This is a genomic window from Motiliproteus sp. (assembly GCF_965230735.1).
Taxonomy (GTDB): Bacteria; Pseudomonadota; Gammaproteobacteria; order Pseudomonadales; family Balneatricaceae; genus Motiliproteus.
Genome location: NZ_OZ246016.1, coordinates 772,337 through 787,901, shown reverse-complemented (window position 1 = coordinate 787,901; position 15,565 = coordinate 772,337). Strand labels below are relative to the sequence as shown.

The 15,565-nt window shown below is 57.5% G+C and carries 17 protein-coding genes and 1 pseudogene; 10 read left to right on the top strand and 8 right to left on the bottom strand.

The annotated features are described in order from the left end of the window. The first annotated feature begins 10 nt into the window (after positions 1–10). The 5 genes and pseudogenes from ACO05M_RS03765 (at position 11) to ACO05M_RS03745 (ending at position 3,713) form a co-directional block, all read left to right on the top strand. Positions 11–403 carry an HAD hydrolase family protein gene (locus ACO05M_RS03765; protein WP_421867962.1) on the top strand — a complete coding sequence of 131 codons (393 nt, stop codon included), beginning with the start codon at positions 11–13 and terminating at the stop codon, positions 401–403. Continuing rightward, complete coding sequence (locus ACO05M_RS03760) at positions 404–853, top strand: hypothetical protein (RefSeq protein WP_421867960.1); 450 nt, start codon at positions 404–406, stop codon at positions 851–853. Then, positions 843–2,000, top strand: a complete 1,158-nt coding sequence (locus ACO05M_RS03755; RefSeq protein WP_421867957.1) for a phosphotransferase — start codon at positions 843–845, stop codon at positions 1,998–2,000. Before ACO05M_RS03760 ends, ACO05M_RS03755 begins: the two co-directional genes overlap by 11 nt. Then, positions 1,991–2,713, top strand: coding sequence for a hypothetical protein (locus ACO05M_RS03750; RefSeq protein ID WP_421867954.1), 723 nt, complete (start codon positions 1,991–1,993; stop codon positions 2,711–2,713). The genes ACO05M_RS03755 and ACO05M_RS03750 overlap by 10 nt, the downstream gene beginning before the upstream one ends. Continuing rightward, a pseudogene (locus ACO05M_RS03745) lies at positions 2,710–3,713 on the top strand (WavE lipopolysaccharide synthesis family protein). The gene ACO05M_RS03750 and the pseudogene ACO05M_RS03745 overlap by 4 nt, the downstream one beginning before the upstream one ends. 10 nt (positions 3,714–3,723) lie before the next feature. Here ACO05M_RS03745 and ACO05M_RS03740 read toward each other — a convergent pair. The 5 genes from ACO05M_RS03740 to ACO05M_RS03720 form a co-directional block, all read right to left on the bottom strand. Then, entirely contained in the window at positions 3,724–4,491 is a 768-nt protein-coding gene (locus tag ACO05M_RS03740; protein WP_421867952.1) for a glycosyltransferase family 2 protein, read from the bottom strand. Positions 4,492–4,504: 13 nt separating this feature from the next. Continuing rightward, a complete protein-coding gene (lpxL, locus tag ACO05M_RS03735; protein ID WP_421867949.1) occupies positions 4,505–5,410 on the bottom strand; it encodes an LpxL/LpxP family Kdo(2)-lipid IV(A) lauroyl/palmitoleoyl acyltransferase in 906 nt (301 codons plus the stop codon). Continuing rightward, positions 5,410–7,137 (bottom strand): lipid A export permease/ATP-binding protein MsbA, encoded by a 1,728-nt coding sequence (gene msbA, locus ACO05M_RS03730; RefSeq protein ID WP_421867946.1) that lies wholly within the window; start codon positions 7,135–7,137, stop codon positions 5,410–5,412. The genes lpxL and msbA overlap by 1 nt, the downstream gene beginning before the upstream one ends. Positions 7,138–7,227: 90 nt before the next feature. Continuing rightward, a complete protein-coding gene (locus tag ACO05M_RS03725; RefSeq protein ID WP_421867943.1) occupies positions 7,228–8,496 on the bottom strand; it encodes a 3-deoxy-D-manno-octulosonic acid transferase in 1,269 nt (422 codons plus the stop codon). Next, positions 8,493–9,608 carry a glycosyltransferase family 9 protein gene (locus tag ACO05M_RS03720; RefSeq protein WP_421867940.1) on the bottom strand — a complete coding sequence of 372 codons (1,116 nt, stop codon included), beginning with the start codon at positions 9,606–9,608 and terminating at the stop codon, positions 8,493–8,495. The genes ACO05M_RS03725 and ACO05M_RS03720 overlap by 4 nt, the downstream gene beginning before the upstream one ends. A gap of 2 nt (positions 9,609–9,610) precedes the next feature. Between ACO05M_RS03720 and ACO05M_RS03715 the strand changes: the two genes are divergently transcribed. The 5 genes from ACO05M_RS03715 to ACO05M_RS03695 all read left to right on the top strand — a co-directional run bounded on the left by ACO05M_RS03715 (position 9,611) and on the right by ACO05M_RS03695 (position 12,920). Beyond that, positions 9,611–10,318, top strand: coding sequence for a 3-deoxy-D-manno-octulosonic acid kinase (locus tag ACO05M_RS03715; RefSeq protein WP_421867936.1), 708 nt, complete (start codon positions 9,611–9,613; stop codon positions 10,316–10,318). 172 nt (positions 10,319–10,490) lie between these two features. Then, on the top strand, positions 10,491–11,486 hold the full coding sequence (locus tag ACO05M_RS03710; RefSeq protein ID WP_421867934.1) for a branched-chain amino acid aminotransferase: 996 nt from the start codon (positions 10,491–10,493) through the stop codon (positions 11,484–11,486). A gap of 101 nt (positions 11,487–11,587) precedes the next feature. Further along, entirely contained in the window at positions 11,588–11,941 is a 354-nt protein-coding gene (locus ACO05M_RS03705) for a hypothetical protein (protein ID WP_421867931.1), read from the top strand. 81 nt (positions 11,942–12,022) lie between these two features. Further along, positions 12,023–12,478, top strand: coding sequence for a hypothetical protein (locus tag ACO05M_RS03700; protein ID WP_421867928.1), 456 nt, complete (start codon positions 12,023–12,025; stop codon positions 12,476–12,478). Between the two features lie 25 nt (positions 12,479–12,503). Continuing rightward, positions 12,504–12,920, top strand: coding sequence for a GFA family protein (locus tag ACO05M_RS03695; RefSeq protein WP_421867925.1), 417 nt, complete (start codon positions 12,504–12,506; stop codon positions 12,918–12,920). A 13-nt stretch (positions 12,921–12,933) separates the two neighbouring features. Here the strand turns inward: ACO05M_RS03695 and ACO05M_RS03690 are convergent, their stop codons facing one another. The 3 genes from ACO05M_RS03690 to astA form a co-directional block, all read right to left on the bottom strand. After that, positions 12,934–13,581: a hypothetical protein gene (locus ACO05M_RS03690; protein WP_421867922.1), complete on the bottom strand. Its 648-nt coding sequence runs from the start codon at positions 13,579–13,581 to the stop codon at positions 12,934–12,936. After that, positions 13,578–14,354 (bottom strand): MBL fold metallo-hydrolase, encoded by a 777-nt coding sequence (locus ACO05M_RS03685; RefSeq protein ID WP_421867919.1) that lies wholly within the window; start codon positions 14,352–14,354, stop codon positions 13,578–13,580. The genes ACO05M_RS03690 and ACO05M_RS03685 overlap by 4 nt, the downstream gene beginning before the upstream one ends. 99 nt (positions 14,355–14,453) lie before the next feature. Then, positions 14,454–15,530: an arginine N-succinyltransferase gene (gene astA / locus ACO05M_RS03680; protein ID WP_421867916.1), complete on the bottom strand. Its 1,077-nt coding sequence runs from the start codon at positions 15,528–15,530 to the stop codon at positions 14,454–14,456. Between the last annotated feature and the right edge of the window lie 35 nt (positions 15,531–15,565).

Below are 15,565 nucleotides of genomic sequence, written 5' to 3'. Positions count from 1 at the left end.
AAGAACCATCATGAAAAAACTGGTTATCGATCTGGACGGCACCCTGACGATAGACAAGCCCGGCCCTTACGAGTCCAAAGAGCCGAACCTAGCGGTTATCGAGAAGCTACGCCACTACAAAGAACAGGGGTTCGAGATCTGTATTGCCACCGCCCGCAATATGCGTACGTATCAAGGCGACATCGGCAAGATCAATGTACATACGTTACCGACCATACTGGAATGGCTTGACCGGCATCGGGTTCCCTACGATGAGGTTCAAGTAGGCAAGCCCTGGTGCGGCTTTGAAGGTTTCTACGTTGATAACAAAGCGATTCGACCCAGTGAGTTTGCCAGCTTGGAGCCCGTACAAATCGACAAGCTGCTCGCAGATGAAGCCCAGCGCTTGAAAGAGGGCAATTGAGTGTTCCTGATCACTTCCGGGGCTTATATCAGCCAGGAGTTTGCCAGCGAGTTGGGGTGCCTTCCTCCCAGCTTTCTACCGCTGGGGAATCGCTGTCTGTACGAATACCAGATCGCTCTGGCAGAACCCCTCTCTGATGATATCTACCTGTCGATTCCGGAGAGTTTTGAACTGAGCGACTATGAACAGGCATTCATTGCCGAGCATAGCGTTAAGCTGATTACCGTGCCCGAGGGGCTGAGCTTGGGAGAGTCGGTGCTTTATTGTCTGAATATGGCACAGTGTGGAAACTCTCAATTACAGATTCTGCACGGCGACACACTTTTCCAGAACCTTCCGAAAGGAAACGATCTGGTCAGTATCTCTCCCAACTCCGGATATTACCGTCGTGCATTAAGCCAACAGCATTCAGCGCAATTACTGGACGAGCAGTTGGCAGTTGGCTGTTGACGGCGATATCGTCGCCAGCGGCTATTTCAGTTTTTCTTCCTCTCTTAAGCTAGTCCGCCATCTGACCCAACAACGGGGCGATTTTATCGGTGCGATCAACCGATACCACGAACAGCTTGAAATCAGCCTGGTGCAGGCCAATGATTGGTTCGATTTCGGCCATCTGAACGCCTACTTCAATTCGAGAGCCGCCTTTACCACTCAGCGCAGCTTCAATGCACTGGAAATCAATCGCAGCACCGCGCGTAAATCCAGCCACAAAGTGGACAAAATGGAAGGTGAAGCGAACTGGTTTGAAGCTCTTCCCAATGATATCCAGATCTACAGCCCCAAGCTGCTAAGCCGTTTCAATGACGGTGACCGTGCCGGCTATTCGCTGGAGTACCTCTACAACCTCCCGCTCAGCGATCTGTTCGTCTTCGGTCATCTGGCAAAGGCCTCCTGGCGTCGAATCTTCCAATCCTGCCACCGCTTCCTAGCCCGCTGTAAAGCCTATTCGCCGGAGTCCAGTGAACTTCATCCCACTGACATTGATTCACTGTACCTACCCAAAACCCTGGACAGGTTGGAACAGTTCGCCATCCACAGCGGTGTTGATATCGATAAGCCGATTCATCTCAATGGCACCCTGTATCCATCACCTCGTGACATTGCCGAACAGAGTAGCGAGCGGATTCCGGCAGCAACCCTGCAGAATGTTGCGATCGTTCATGGCGACTTTTGCTTCAGCAACATCCTCTACGACTTCCGCACCCGTCGGATCAAAGTTATCGACCCAAGGGGCATCGATGCGCAAGGCAGACCGACCCTCTATGGCGACAGCCGTTATGACTACGCCAAGCTTTACCATTCCGTGCACGGTCTCTATGACCTGATCATTGCTGGCCGCCTCAAGGCCAAACAGACGGATTCCGGATTGGAGTTACGCGACTATGCGGCAACCTATCATCTGGGGATCAATCAAGCCTTTAATGAAGTCTTCTTCAGCGACCAGCCACAACTTCAAGATTGCGTTCAAGCCATTGGAGTCCAGCTTTTTCTGTCGATGCTTCCGCTTCACAATGACCAGCCGGAACGACAGATGACCATGCTGGCAAATGCCTATCGTCTCTACGCCGAACTTCAAGGAGAACAGCCATGTTCGTGATACCGATGGCTGGAATGTCGTCGCGCTTTTTCAGTGCCGGCTATACCGAACCCAAGTACAAGCTCGACGCCCATGGTCAGAGTCTGTTTGCCCACTCGGTATGCAGCTTCAGCGCTTATTTTGACACCGACCCCTTCCTGTTTATCGTCAGAGATCAGTTTGATACTCCCGCCTTTGTCGAGACCGAGGCCAAACGGTTGGGTATTCGCGATTACCAGCTGGTTATCCTGAATCAACCCACCGGCGGCCAGGCAGAAACCGTGGCGTTGGGGCTGGATGGGCTGACCGACGAACCGCTGTATATCTTCAATATTGATACCTTCCGCCCCAACTACCGCAAGCCCGGGTTCTGTGATCAAGCCGATGGCTATCTGGAAACCTTTATCGGTTCAGGTAAGAACTGGAGCAATATCGAGCCACAGGCCCCGGGCTCCGACCGGGTAATCCGAACCGCTGAAAAGCAGGAGATCTCGGAGTTCTGTTGCACCGGTCTTTACCATTGGGCCAGCGCCGAGCTATACCGCCACTACTATCAAGAGTACAGCCAGTTCGAAACCGATCGACTGGACGCGGGAGAGCTCTATATCGCCCCGATATACAACCTGGCCATTCGTGATGCTAAGGATATCCGTTACTCGGTCATTGACCCCGAAGAAGTGATCTTCTGCGGCACTCCCGATGAATACCAAGCGGTACTGAAGCAAACACCATGATCAACAATGCAGACATCAGTGTCGTCGTTCAAGGACCGGTCCAAGCGCGGGACGACCGCCCAATGGACGAAGGGATCACCTATCGTAGTCTCCAAAGTATTCGGCAGTACCTGCCGGGCGCCCACATCATTCTGTCGACCTGGCCAGATCAAAATCTGCAAGGGCTGGATTACGATGAACTCGTCATCTGTGAGGATCCCGGCCCCAATATCTACCGCTATCTGGCCGATGGCACCCCCGGCAAGCTCAACAACAATCGCCAGATCGTCTCATCCCGGGAAGGGTTGAAACGGGTCAAGACCGCTATGCGATGAAGCTTCGCTCGGATAATTTCCTGGTCGGGGATCAGTTTAAGACCCTGCAACAGCAGTTCAGCCAGCGTCACCCCGAGTATGCGTTCTTGAAAGAACGGGTGGTGGTCAACAACACCTTTACCCGCGAATACGCCAAGGGGATGCCGGTGGTGTTTCACGCCTGCGACTTCTTCTATTTTGGTCTGACCGAAGACCTGCTGGTACTTTGGGATCTAGCTCTGTTTGAGGATTATCAGCTCGATCCCGACAGATTGGGGAAAGTCCAAGGCTTGGGCAGCCCCTACTTCCCACCGGATTGCACGCAGAAGTTCTGGCTTGCCGCCTTGCAGAAATTCGATCCCAGCATCGAACTCCAACACCTGCATGAATACTCTGATCGGTTAAAGCGTATCAGCGATATCTGTTATGCCAATAACCTTGTCGTCGGCGAGCCCGAGACTATCGGCCTGGGACTGAACAGCAAGTTTGCGGATGATGAGCGAGCCAACCGTCTCAGCGGGCGCATCACTTACCTGTCTCACTTGGGCTGGCAACGACTATATCGCAGCTACTGTGACCCATCGATGGAGATTCCTTCAGGCACCAGCGATCAATTTAAGCAGGGCCTTTTAAGAGCCATACTGCTACCGGGAAAGTGGATCGAAGGACAGTGGCGGCTGCAAAAATGGATCAGTAAGAATCGCTGATTATTAGGATCTAACGACGACGGTTCAGGATCCAGAGGGCAAAGTACTTATTGAAGGTGTAGTGACTCGACTGTACCGCCAGCAGCAGTCCATGCTTGCCGTCTAAACAGCCGCGTTGGAGCAGGTATTTACGGATAAACATCCAGCCAGAGCGTAACAACACCCCAGCAACGGAAACCTTCTTGCCGCGGGCATGGCGGTCCCGTGCCCAGTCATCGGCATAACGGACCGACTTAGCCATGTAAGCACTGAAGGATTCGGTGGTGTAGTGTTCCAGGTCTCCGTTGAGGGTGCGGATCTGTTCTTTGTCACAGCTGATCGATTCGTGCACCTGAGCATCGTTGTACTGGTAGCGCTGGCGATCATGCAGCCGCACCACCCAGTCCGGGTACCAGCCACCATGGCGGATAAAGCTACCGAAATAGTCGGTTAGGCGGGCACAGCGATAGGCGTAATCAGGTTGTGCCTCTTGAAGGGTTTCTCGGATCGAATCTCGCAGCTCGGCCGAGATAATTTCATCGCTGTCGAGCCAGAACAGCCAGTCACTGGTAGCCTGTTGCTGGGCCTTCTGGCGCTGACGACCAAAGCCCTGCCAATCTTCATCCACCACCACCTTGGCATTGAACTCAGCCGCAATCGCTAACGTCTCATCAGAACTGCCGCTGTCGTAGACCAACAACTCGTCTGCCCAGTCCGCGCTGGCCAAACAACGTCGAAGAAAGGAGGCGGAGTCCTTAGTCAACACGATAACCGTCAGCGTCGGGATGGCAGCACTCATCGGTGAAAACTCCTCAGTATTCGAAGCCTGGTGCACCCTTGAACCGCTTGTGCACCCACAGATACTGTTCCGGCACCTTTCGGACCTGATCCTCAATGGTACGGTGGTAGCGCTCGGTATCGGCCACTTCATCGCCGGAAGGGTATGCCTCCCAGACGGGAAGAATATCGATCCGGTAACCGTCGTCGATCCGGGCAACATTAAACGGAATCACCACCCCCTTTCCCATCCGCGCCAACGAAGGAATCACCATCGCGGTCGGAGCCGGTTGGCCGAAAAAGCTGATCAGTTCACTGTTCTTACGCCGATAGCTCTGATCCGAGGCGAACCAGATCGTGCGTCCGTTACGCAGTAGCTTGATCATGCGCTTGATATTGTCCTTGGGAATCGCCTCTTCGGAGTGAAGGTTACGACCGGCCGCGGTGACATATTCCAGCAACGGATTGTTCATCTGCCGGTAAACCGCGGCGAAGCTGGCATGGGGTACCAGCATCCGGCAGGCGATCTCCAGATCGGTAAAGTGGGCGCAAAGCAGGATCACCCCTTTGCCTTCAGCCTGGGCTGCCTGCAGGTGCTCCAGTCCATTGATCTCTTTTAGCAGGGGTGCGATCTGACGATCACGGCCCCACCAGCTCAGACCGGTTTCAAACAACGAGATACCCAGAGCTTCAAAGTGCTGCCGGGTCAGCGTTTCGTGCTGTTCGGCGCTCTGCTCAGGAAAACAGTGCTCGATATTGCGACGTGCGACCTTGACCCGTTTCGGTGCCAGACGGTACAGCAGTCGCCCAACAAACCGACCGATCGCCAGTTGCATCGGAAACGGCAGCATGATCAACAGCCGCAAGATCCCCAGCCCCAGCCAAAGCAACCAAAACCGGGGGCCAATCAGGTCTTTGAGGGTCGGATTCTTTATCCGCATCAGTGCATCTCCCGGTACAGCTGGCGATAGATACCGCCTTTTTCCAACAACTGCTGATGGGTTCCCATCTCTTTCACTTCACCCTTGTCCATCACCAGAATTCGATCGGCATGCTCGATGGTCGACAAGCGGTGAGCAATGATAATCGTAGTCCGACCTTCACAGAGCTCTTCCAGTGCTGCCTGTACCTGACGCTCGGACTCGTTATCCAGCGCCGACGTGGCTTCGTCCAGGATCAGCAGCGGCGCATCCTTGTAGAAGGCCCGGGCCAGGGCCAGCCGTTGGCGTTGACCACCGGACAGCAGGCTACCCTGTTCACCGATCTGGGCATGGATACCGCCATCCATCTTGTCGACGAACTCCTCGGCATGGGCATGCCTGAGCGCTTCGCGGACCCGATCCAGATCGGCGCCCTCGGGATCACCAAAGGCGACGTTATCGGCCACGCTCTCATTGAACAGGAACACATCCTGATCCACATAGGCGATCTGGCTACGTAAGCAGCTGAGCTTCAGGGTCTGGATATCCGTTCCATCGAACAGGATCTGGCCCGATTCGGGCTGGTAGAAACGGGTCAACAGCTGGGTCAGGGTCGATTTGCCGCTGCCGGAGCCTCCCACCAACGCCAAGGTCTCACCGGGATTCAACCCGACACTGACTCCTTTGAGAACCGGATCCAGCTCGGGCGCATAGCGGAAACTCAGATTCTGAATCTCGATCTTTCCGCTGAACGGCTGCTTCAGTTCATCGCCGCTGTCCGATTCGGTCGGATGGTCCAGCAGGGTAAACAGGGTCTCGGCCGCCGCCATGCCGCGCTGGAACGGCTCGTTGACACTGGTCAGCGAACGCATCGGGGCAAACAGCATACCCATCGCGGTAAAGAAGGAGACAAACTCACCCGGCGTCATGGCCGAATCACCCTCCAGCGTGGCGGCGAAATAGATCACGCTGGCCAGGGCGATGGCGATCACAAACTGTACCACCGGTGAGTTGGCTGCACCGATCACTACCAGCTTCAGGGTATTCTGGCGTAACTGGTTCACCACATCGTAAAACTTGGTCTCTTCCTGGGATTCGGCCAGAAACAGTTTCACCAGCCGATGCCCTTTCAGGTTCTCTTCCAACCGGTGGGTCAGTTGGCCCATATTGTCCTGCAGCAGTCGACTGGATTTGCGCATCGTCTTGCTGACCAGCTTGATGATCACCGCAATAACCGGCCCGGCGATCAGCATCAGCATCGCCAGTCGCCAGTTGAGGTAGAACAGGTAGCCAAGCAGACCGATGATAATCAGCGAATCACGAACCAAAACCAGCCAGACCTTACTGGCGGTCGATGACAACTGCTCGACATCGTAAGTCACCTTCGACAACAGTTTGCCGGTGGTGTTGGAATCCATATAGGACTGTGGCAGCTGCTGAATATGGCTGAACAGCTCAACCCGCAGCTGCATCACCACCCGGGTTGCCACCGAGGTCACCCCCAGCGTCGCCACGACCCGGGCAACTCCGCGGACGAAAAACAACCCGACGAAGGTCAGCGGTACCATCACAATGGCATCGGGATCCTTGTCGATAAAGGTTCCATCGATCAGCGGCTGCATCATCGCCGCCACCGCCGGCTCGGTACTGGCCACCACCGCCATCGCAATGATCGCGATGACAAATTTGCCCCAGTGCGGCCGCACATAGGTCATCAGACGACCCAGCAGTTCTCTATTGGTTCTCAATCTGATTTCTCAATTAACTGAATGAGATAGCCCGGCCCCTACCGCTGGGCCGAGTAAATGGGCGTGATTCTATCATAGAACCGGATTTGACTAAGGCGCGGGCTGATTTAATGCGTCCAGTACCGCTTCGGCTTGCTTTAGCGCAACATCTTGATAGCCCTGCAATTGCTGCCGAGCCGACTCGGCCATCCGGATTCTCGCTTCACTATCTGGCATCAACCGAACCACCTGTTCGGCCAACGCCGCTTGATCATCAACCTGAATCAAACCATCGGCTTCAACAAACTGGCGATTGATGGTCTCAAAATTGCGCATATCGGGCCCAACCAGCATCGGACAGCCGCAACCGGCGGGCTCCAAAATATTATGTCCGCCAACATCGACAAAGCTGCCGGCTACCCAGCAAAGATCAGCAGCGGCGTAAAACGGCAGCAGCTCGCCCAGGCTGTCGGCCAGATAGAGTTCGCAGTCATCGGCCACCGGCTCTTGCTTCGAATCACTACGCCGTTGCCAATTGAATCCCGACTGTCGGCACAGTTGCGCCACAGTCTCAAACCGCTGCGGGTGACGCGGCACCAGCACCAGCAAGGCATCAGGCTGCTGCGCCAGCAACTGTCGGTGGCATTCCAGCGCGATCGACTCTTCGCCGTCGTGGGTGCTGGCCGCCAGCCACACCGGTCGCTTAGTCCCCAGTATCTGGCGCATAGCTTCACCTTGCCGGGTAATATCAGAGGGCAGGGGTTGCGCGTACTTGAGATTCCCCCCCAGCCGCAGTCGCTGTTCAGCAACGCCAAGGGCTGAGAAACGAGTGGCGATACCCCCATCCTGCGCCAGAATCAGACTAGCCTTGGCCAGGGTTGAGCGCCATAACGCCGGGAGATAACGCTGATAGCTTCGCATTGAGGACTCGGATAAGCGTGCATTGGCCAGCACCACAGGGATCTGTTGCCGGGCACACTCAGCCCAGAGATTGGGCCAGATCTCGACCTCCATCACCAGCAGCAGTTGCGGCTGGATCTGCTCCAGTACCCGTTTGACCACCGCCCGTGAGTCCAGCGGCGCGTAGAGATGACGATCGCCAGGACGGAGAGCCTTGCCGATCTCCTCGGCACCGGTGGCGGTGGTGGTGGTCACTAGCCAGGGACCGGTATAACCGGCGTTGCGTACCGCCTCGATCAACACCCCGGCCGCCTTGGCCTCACCGAAAGAGGCGGCATGGAGCCAGATCGGCCGCTGTGGCAGCTCGCCCGGGTAGCGCCCCAAGCGCTCACGCCAACGGACCGGATCCTGCTTACGCCCCATCCACAACAGCAAGGGTGCCGCCAGAATCAGTAGCAGCTGATAGAACAACCGACTCAAGCGGAACGCTCCGCCAGTAGACGGTCCATCATCGCTGTCACCTCGGCAACCTGAATACTGTCCATCACATCGGGTTCGCGTACCCGTTTGCCCCAGCTGATCGAATCCACCTCGCAGCCGAACGCTTTATGAACCTGCGCCGGGTAGGCGTTCACCACCCACTGTCGGCTCAGGTAGGGACCGGTCCGATCCGGGTTGGAGCTGGCATAGAGCCCCAGCGCAGGGGTACCGGTGGCGGTTCCCATGTGCATCGGTCCCGAATCCGGACCCAACACCAGCTCAGCCCCTTCGATCAGCGCCAGCAGCTCCTTCAAGGAGGTTTTACCGATTAGATTAATCGGCGCCGCGCTGCAAAGCTCACCCAGACGCTCTCCGTAGTGCTGCTCCAACTCGGTGTTCCCGCCGCTGAGTACCGTTCGCAGGCCATGTTGTTGCCAGGCATGGTCGATCACCTCGGCATAGCCTTCGACCGACCAGTTGCGGAAATTGCGAATCCGCTGGCTGGAGCAGGGGCTGATCACCAGATAGCGCTGCTCACCGACCAACCGGCGGGCTTGCTGTCGATCTTGATCGGGAATCGGCATCCGCCACTCCAGCGACTCGGCGTCGGCGCCGCAGGCACGGATAAAATCCATAAAGCCGTCGAGCACATGCTTGCGGGGGTTCGGGGCGATTTGGCGATTGGTAAACAACCGCTGATTATCCTTGGCCCGTTCGGCATCGAACCCCAAGCGTATTTTGGCCGGAATGCACAGTGACAGCAGGCTGGCCCTCAGCGCCGCCTGCATATGAAGCAACAGATCAAAGCGACGTCCTTTGAGCTGCTTTCGAAGTTCAAGCATCCCCTTGAAACCACTGCGTTTGTCGTAGACCAGCAACTCAACCCCATCGATGCCGTCCAGCATCATGGCTTCGACCTTGCCTACGATCCAGGTTATGCGACAATCGGGCCACTGCCGCTGCAGCGCTCGAACTGCCGGCAGGGTATTGCAGACATCGCCCAGCGCCGAAAGGCGCAGCACACAGATTGATTCCGGTGCCCGACCAAGCAACGGCGAGATCTTCAACGTCTGATCGGCACAGGTCGTACTGGAGTTAGCACTGGGGTTCACGAATGGGTTTCCAAGTTATTCAACAGGCTGGAGCTACGCTGCTGGTTGCACCGGAACTGGTTGAGCATATTAACCGATCATGGTTCGATCTCAACTGGTGGCGCGGCAATGGCGGCTGGCTCGGCTCGGCACCGGGTCGGGGTGAGAGCCACTTTCTGTGCCATCCGGAGCTGCAACTGAACCTGGTCTGGCGTCACTACAAGCGCGGCGGCATGGCGGCCCGCTTGAGCGAAGATCGCTATCTCTGGAGTGGCCTGAAACAGACCCGCGCCTACCAGGAATTCGAACTGACCCACCAGCTTCGCAGCCGGGGTCTGCCGGTTCCCCGCCCAGTGGCCGCCGCCATCGTACGCCGCGGCCTGAGCTATCAGGCCGACCTGATCACCGAACGGCTACCCGATGTCGCCTCAATGGCCGACCGGCTGCAGCAGTCGCTGCGGGATTTTCCCTGGCAGGAGGTCGGCCGCACCATCGCCCGCTTCCACCACGCCGGGCTCGATCACGTCGACCTGAACCTGCGAAATATCCTGATCGACACCCAGCAGCAAGTTTATCTGATCGATTTCGACCGTTGTCGGCTGCGCCCATCCGAACCCGGCTGGCAGCAGGGCAACCTGGACCGACTGCTGCGTTCGCTCAACAAGCTATTTCCCAACCAGGATCACAGCGCCCACTGGCAACGGCTGCTGGACGGCTATCACGCCGGCTAACCGGTTAGCGGTGATTCCCTTTTGCGACGCGGCTGATTACAATCAAACCCATACGCCACCGGGCGGCTCCCGCCCCACGAGTTTCACCGGCCAGACTGCTTCACCGAACCGGTTATTCCGACTCAGCCACGTGGCTCCATTTAAGAATAAAAGTTTGCATTGAGGTAGCTACATGTCTGCATTTGGTACCGTTTTCATGCCGAAAATGGCGATCTCCTGGTTTGATGGAACAAGCTGGAGCGAGGCCGAGATGGTTTCCAGCGACAGTATTCAACTACACCCCGGTGCCCACGTGCTGCACTACTCCAGCACTTGCTTCGAAGGCCTGAAAGCGTTCCGACACGAAGACGGCTCCACCAAGATCTTCCGGATGGACCGTAATATCGTCCGTTTCGCTCAAAGCAGCCGCCTGCTGGCCCTGCCGGAGATCGATCCGGACGCCACCGCCAAGATGATCACCGATGTCGTCGCCCACTTCGCCGACGAAGTCCCGGCAGCTCCCGGTTCGATGTATATCCGCCCGACCCATATCGGTACCGAAGCCGCGATCGGCAAGGCGGCGGCCCCGTCCACCAGCTCCTGTCAGTATGTGCTGCTGTCCCCGGTTGGCGACTACTTCGCCGGTGGCGATGCCTGCCTGCGGCTGCTGATCGAAGACGACGGCATGCGTTGCGCCGCCCACATGGGGATGGTCAAGAGCGGTGGCAACTACGCCAGCGCGCTGCAGCCGATCATGAATGCCCGGGCCGAGTTCCAGGCCGATCAGGTGCTGTTCGCGCCCGGCGGCGATGTCCAGGAGACCGGCGCCGCCAACTTCCTGCTGATCGACGGTGACGAGATCATTACCAAGGCACTGGATGAAAGCTTCCTGCACGGGGTGACCCGCGACTCGATCCTGACCATCGCCCGCGACCTGGGAATGAAAGTGTCCGAACGCCAGCTCAGCGTCGACGAGCTGCTCGAGCGTGCCGCCAAGCCCGGTTGTGAAGCGGCTCTGTCCGGTACAGCGGCGGTACTGGCCCCGGTCGGCACCCTGATCTACCAGGGTAAAGAGTTGAAAGTCGGCAGCGGCAGCGTTGGCCCGACCACCGTCAAACTGCGCCAGACTCTCAACGATATTCAGTGGGGCAAGGCCGAAGACAAGCACGGCTGGCTGACCACGGTTTAACACCAACCAAATAAGACTTTCAAAAACCCCATCGGGCGATCCGCTGGGGTTTTTTATTGCTCAGCGCTCAACCTTCAGAGCAAGAATCAAAGGAGCCCACCATGGAACCCGCCCCGATCAAAGACCCGATCAGTTTCGAAGATTTCGACAAGCTTGATATCCGCGTCGGTACTATTCTGGAGGTCAGCGAGGTCGCCAAGTCCGACAAACTGATGAAACTGACCGTCGACTTCGGCGATCATCAACGCTCGATCCTGGCCGGTATCAAACAGGAGCGGGACAACCCCAGAGAGATCGAAGGCAAGCAGGCCCTGTTTGTGGTCAACCTGCCCGAGCGCAAGATGGCCGGGGAACTGTCTCAGGGCATGCTGTTTGATATCGGTTATGCCGATAAGCTGACCCCCTGTCTGGCCACGCCGGAGACACCGGTTCCCAATGGTAGTCGCGCCGGATAAGACGAATTGGGGGCGAGCTGGATAACCCCCTCCGACCGATTCGGTATAAGCTTGAGGTTCAACTCAGAAAAGGATGCTGTGATGAAACTGCTACGCCCGATCGCCCTAACCCTGCTCTGCTCGGCCCCGCTCACGGCCCAGGCCCAGATCTACACCGACGACCTGTCCCGCTGTTTGGTCGAATCCTCCACCCATCAGGATAAATTGACTCTGGTACGCTGGATGTTCAGTGCCATGGCGCTCCACCCCTCGGTCCAATCGATGGCCTCGATCAATGCCGATCAACGGGATCAGGCCAACCAGGAAGTGGCCGGACTGTTTATGCAGCTGACCACCGAGCGCTGTCTGCCACAGCTGCAGAACGCGGTGAAATACGAAGGCCCGCTGGCACTGCAAGCCAGCTTTCGGGTACTGGGACAGGTCGCGGCCCAGGAGCTGTTTGCCAATCCGGAGGTCAAACAGGGGATGGCCGGGCTGCAGCAACACATGGATAACGAACGCTTGCAACAGGTGCTCAAGCCCTTGATGCCACAATAACATCCAGCCACGAGGTACAGCGGCGATGAATAAACCGATCGAAGGCAGCTGTTTATGCGGTGCGCTGCGCTATCAAGCCAGTGGTCATCTGGACATTTTTCAGTACTGCCACTGCTCGCGCTGCCGTAAATTCACCGGCAGTGCGCACGCGGCCAATCTGTTTGTCCAGCCGGAGCATTTTCAATGGCTCAGCAGCACCGAGACGCTGGGACGCTTTGAACCGGACAACAGCCGCTACTTTGCCACCAGCTTCTGTAAAACCTGCGGCTCCTCGATGCCCTGGATCGCCAAAGGCGGCAAGGTGGTGGTGATTCCCGCCGGCACGCTGGACCAGGTACCGGATATCCGGCCTTCGCAGAATATCTTCTGCAACTCCCGCGCCGAGTGGTACCGCAGTGCTGCCGAGTTACCCGAGTATGATCAACTGCCGCCGCGCCGCTAGGGACCGGCTTCGATCAGGCGTTCTCCGAGCTCACGTTCAACAGGGACACGAACAACGAGATCACCAGGGTACCGAACAGAAAGCAGAAGCCGCTATGGAACAGCGTTAACAACCAACCGGCCGCACTGACCGGGGTAAAGGCTTCGCCGAGGGTAAAGTGCAATTTGGCCGCCTGGATCAGCGGCCAAAGCTCGACCCCGTTGACCGCATAGACCGGCGTATCCTGAAAGGCGGCAGCGCCTTGCAAGCCATAACAGGCCGCCAGCAAAAACAGTGCGGTAAGGTAGTTGATCAACGCCAGCACGATCGTTCGACCCGTCGCTGCCACCCGCGGGCCATCGGTGATTTTGCAGCGATTGAACAGCGCCACGCCCAACTCTTTGTTGAGAATGCCAAATACCCGCAGCAGCAGCGGCACCATCAACCAGAGTCCCAACGGCACCAAATACGGGTGCAACAGATACAGCAACACCGCCGCCACAAGCCAGTAGCAGATATAGCGCTCGGAGAGCCGCAACCGGCGCTGACGCCAGCGCTGTTGTTCCGGAGTTCCCGGCCGGTGCTCCGACTCACGCCCTTTCAGGTGGTGATCGACCCAGCGATAAGGGGATAACCAATAGATGCAGTCAATGGTCTGCTCGACGGTCTCAGCAATCTTCATCGATTCACCTCCCTATGCTCGCCCTCAGGCTCGCCGCGCGTTGCCGTACCGAGAACCAATCGCTGGCCAGGCTGCAACAACGGTAGCCGCCGTCCCCGGTATCGGTAGTCCGGTTGCTGCTCTGCCGGAATACCATGGCTGATCAAATACCGTCCCGCTGCCAACCAGGGCTGAATCTGATCGAATCCCGCATGCCAGTCGCTCCCTGTTTCACGGGCATCAAAGATCACCGTCGGCGCCTCACACAACCGCTGATAAAGCGAGGTCAGCTCACCGCTGTCGGCGCTGTAACCCAGTAACGGAGCGCCCTCCAGATAAAGCAAAAATCCGAAGCAACGCTCGCTGTGCCGGGTCGGTAGCCACTCCAGTGTCAGACCAGCCCCCAAATCGACGCGCTCACCGGCCTCGGCGGACCGCCATTCGGCCAGCTCATGGGGATCAATCAACTGTGCATGCTCGGCCATTCGATGCTCGATCAACCGCTGGCAGACGCCAGTCTCGGCCAGGACCTGCAGCCGTCGTCCGGCCGCCTGTTCAACCCGCAAAACCACCGGCAACTCACCGGCGTGGTCGGTATGGTTATGACTGATCAGCACCCGCTCAGGCAGGCTCCATCCCTGCCGATGCAGCGCATCGACCACCCCCAGTCCCAGATCGATCAGCGCCCAGGGCTGTTGATGGCGAAGCAACAGCAGGCTGCTGGAGCACTCGCTCTGGTAGATGTGGGAGATCCCCCCACCAACGCCCAATATCTGCAGTTCAAACACCGCCATCCATCGCCTTTTTGTCCATTAAATCGAGCCCCTGAAGTTAGCGTTGAATCCGAGGCTTTGCCAGTAAAAACACCCATCCAACCGCCATTGAGCCACCAGCTAGCCGCTTGCAGAGCCATCAGAGTCCGGCTCGGCGGCGGCTCGTTTACGGGTCAGCGCCAACGGCACCAGCCGCAACCCATCGCCCGGCTCAACCTGCAGCGCGTCGGCCTGGATCCGGCTAAGTTGCAGCTTTCCTTCGGGGAAATAGGGCAACTCGGTCAAAATACAGCGGTAACCCTGCAACCGGGTGTTGGCCAGCAAACAAGCCTGTCCCGGGGGGAGTTTTTTCACCACCTTGGCCAGGCGTTGCTGCTCGCTGTAACTGACGCTGCGAATATCATTGAGCCGACAGATCAGGGTCGGTCCGGCATCGAAGATGTCGACGTAGCCTTCGAAGTGAAAACCCTCATCCTCCAACATTTTGCGGGCCGGGCGGGTATTGCGATGAACTTCACCGATCACCTGCTGCGCGCTCTCGGGCAGCAGATGAATGTAGATCGAGTGCTTGGGCATCAACTCGGCGATAAACGACTTATTTCCCAATCCGGTCAGGTAATCCGCCTCGGAGAACTCCATGCTGAAGAAGTGCCGCCCCAGACCTTCCCAGAACGGACTGTCTCCGGCGTCGTTGGAAACTCCGCGCATCTCGGCGATAACGCGCTCGGCAAACCGCTCCGGAAACTGCGCCATAAACAGAAACCGGCATTTCGATAGCAAGGTGCCATTGCGATCACGGCGGTAGGCGGGGTCCAGAAACAGGCTGCAGACCTCCGAGTGACCGGTGTAGTCATTGCACAGATAGAGGGTATTGAAGCGGTTGTGGATTCCCATCTCCCGCGAGGCATGAACCACAGTTCCGATCCGGTAGTGATACCAGGGGTCCTGCATTCCAACCCGGGAGGCGATGGCGGTGGTACCGATCACCTCGCCGGTTTCACCGTGCTCGAGCACAAACAGGTAGTGATCGCCGTCGAATCGCCCTGACGCCTGTTGCAGCGACGCAATGGATTGGTTGATTCGCTGCTCCAGCAGTTCCGGATGCAGCGGTAACGAGGTGAAGCCCGGCCCGCTGAGCTCTGCAATCCGCAGCAACGCGCTCAGGTCATCCCGCTCGATCGGGCGGATAACGTTCACAGGCGCCTCCTTGTTAAGGAGCCTGCCAAGAAGTC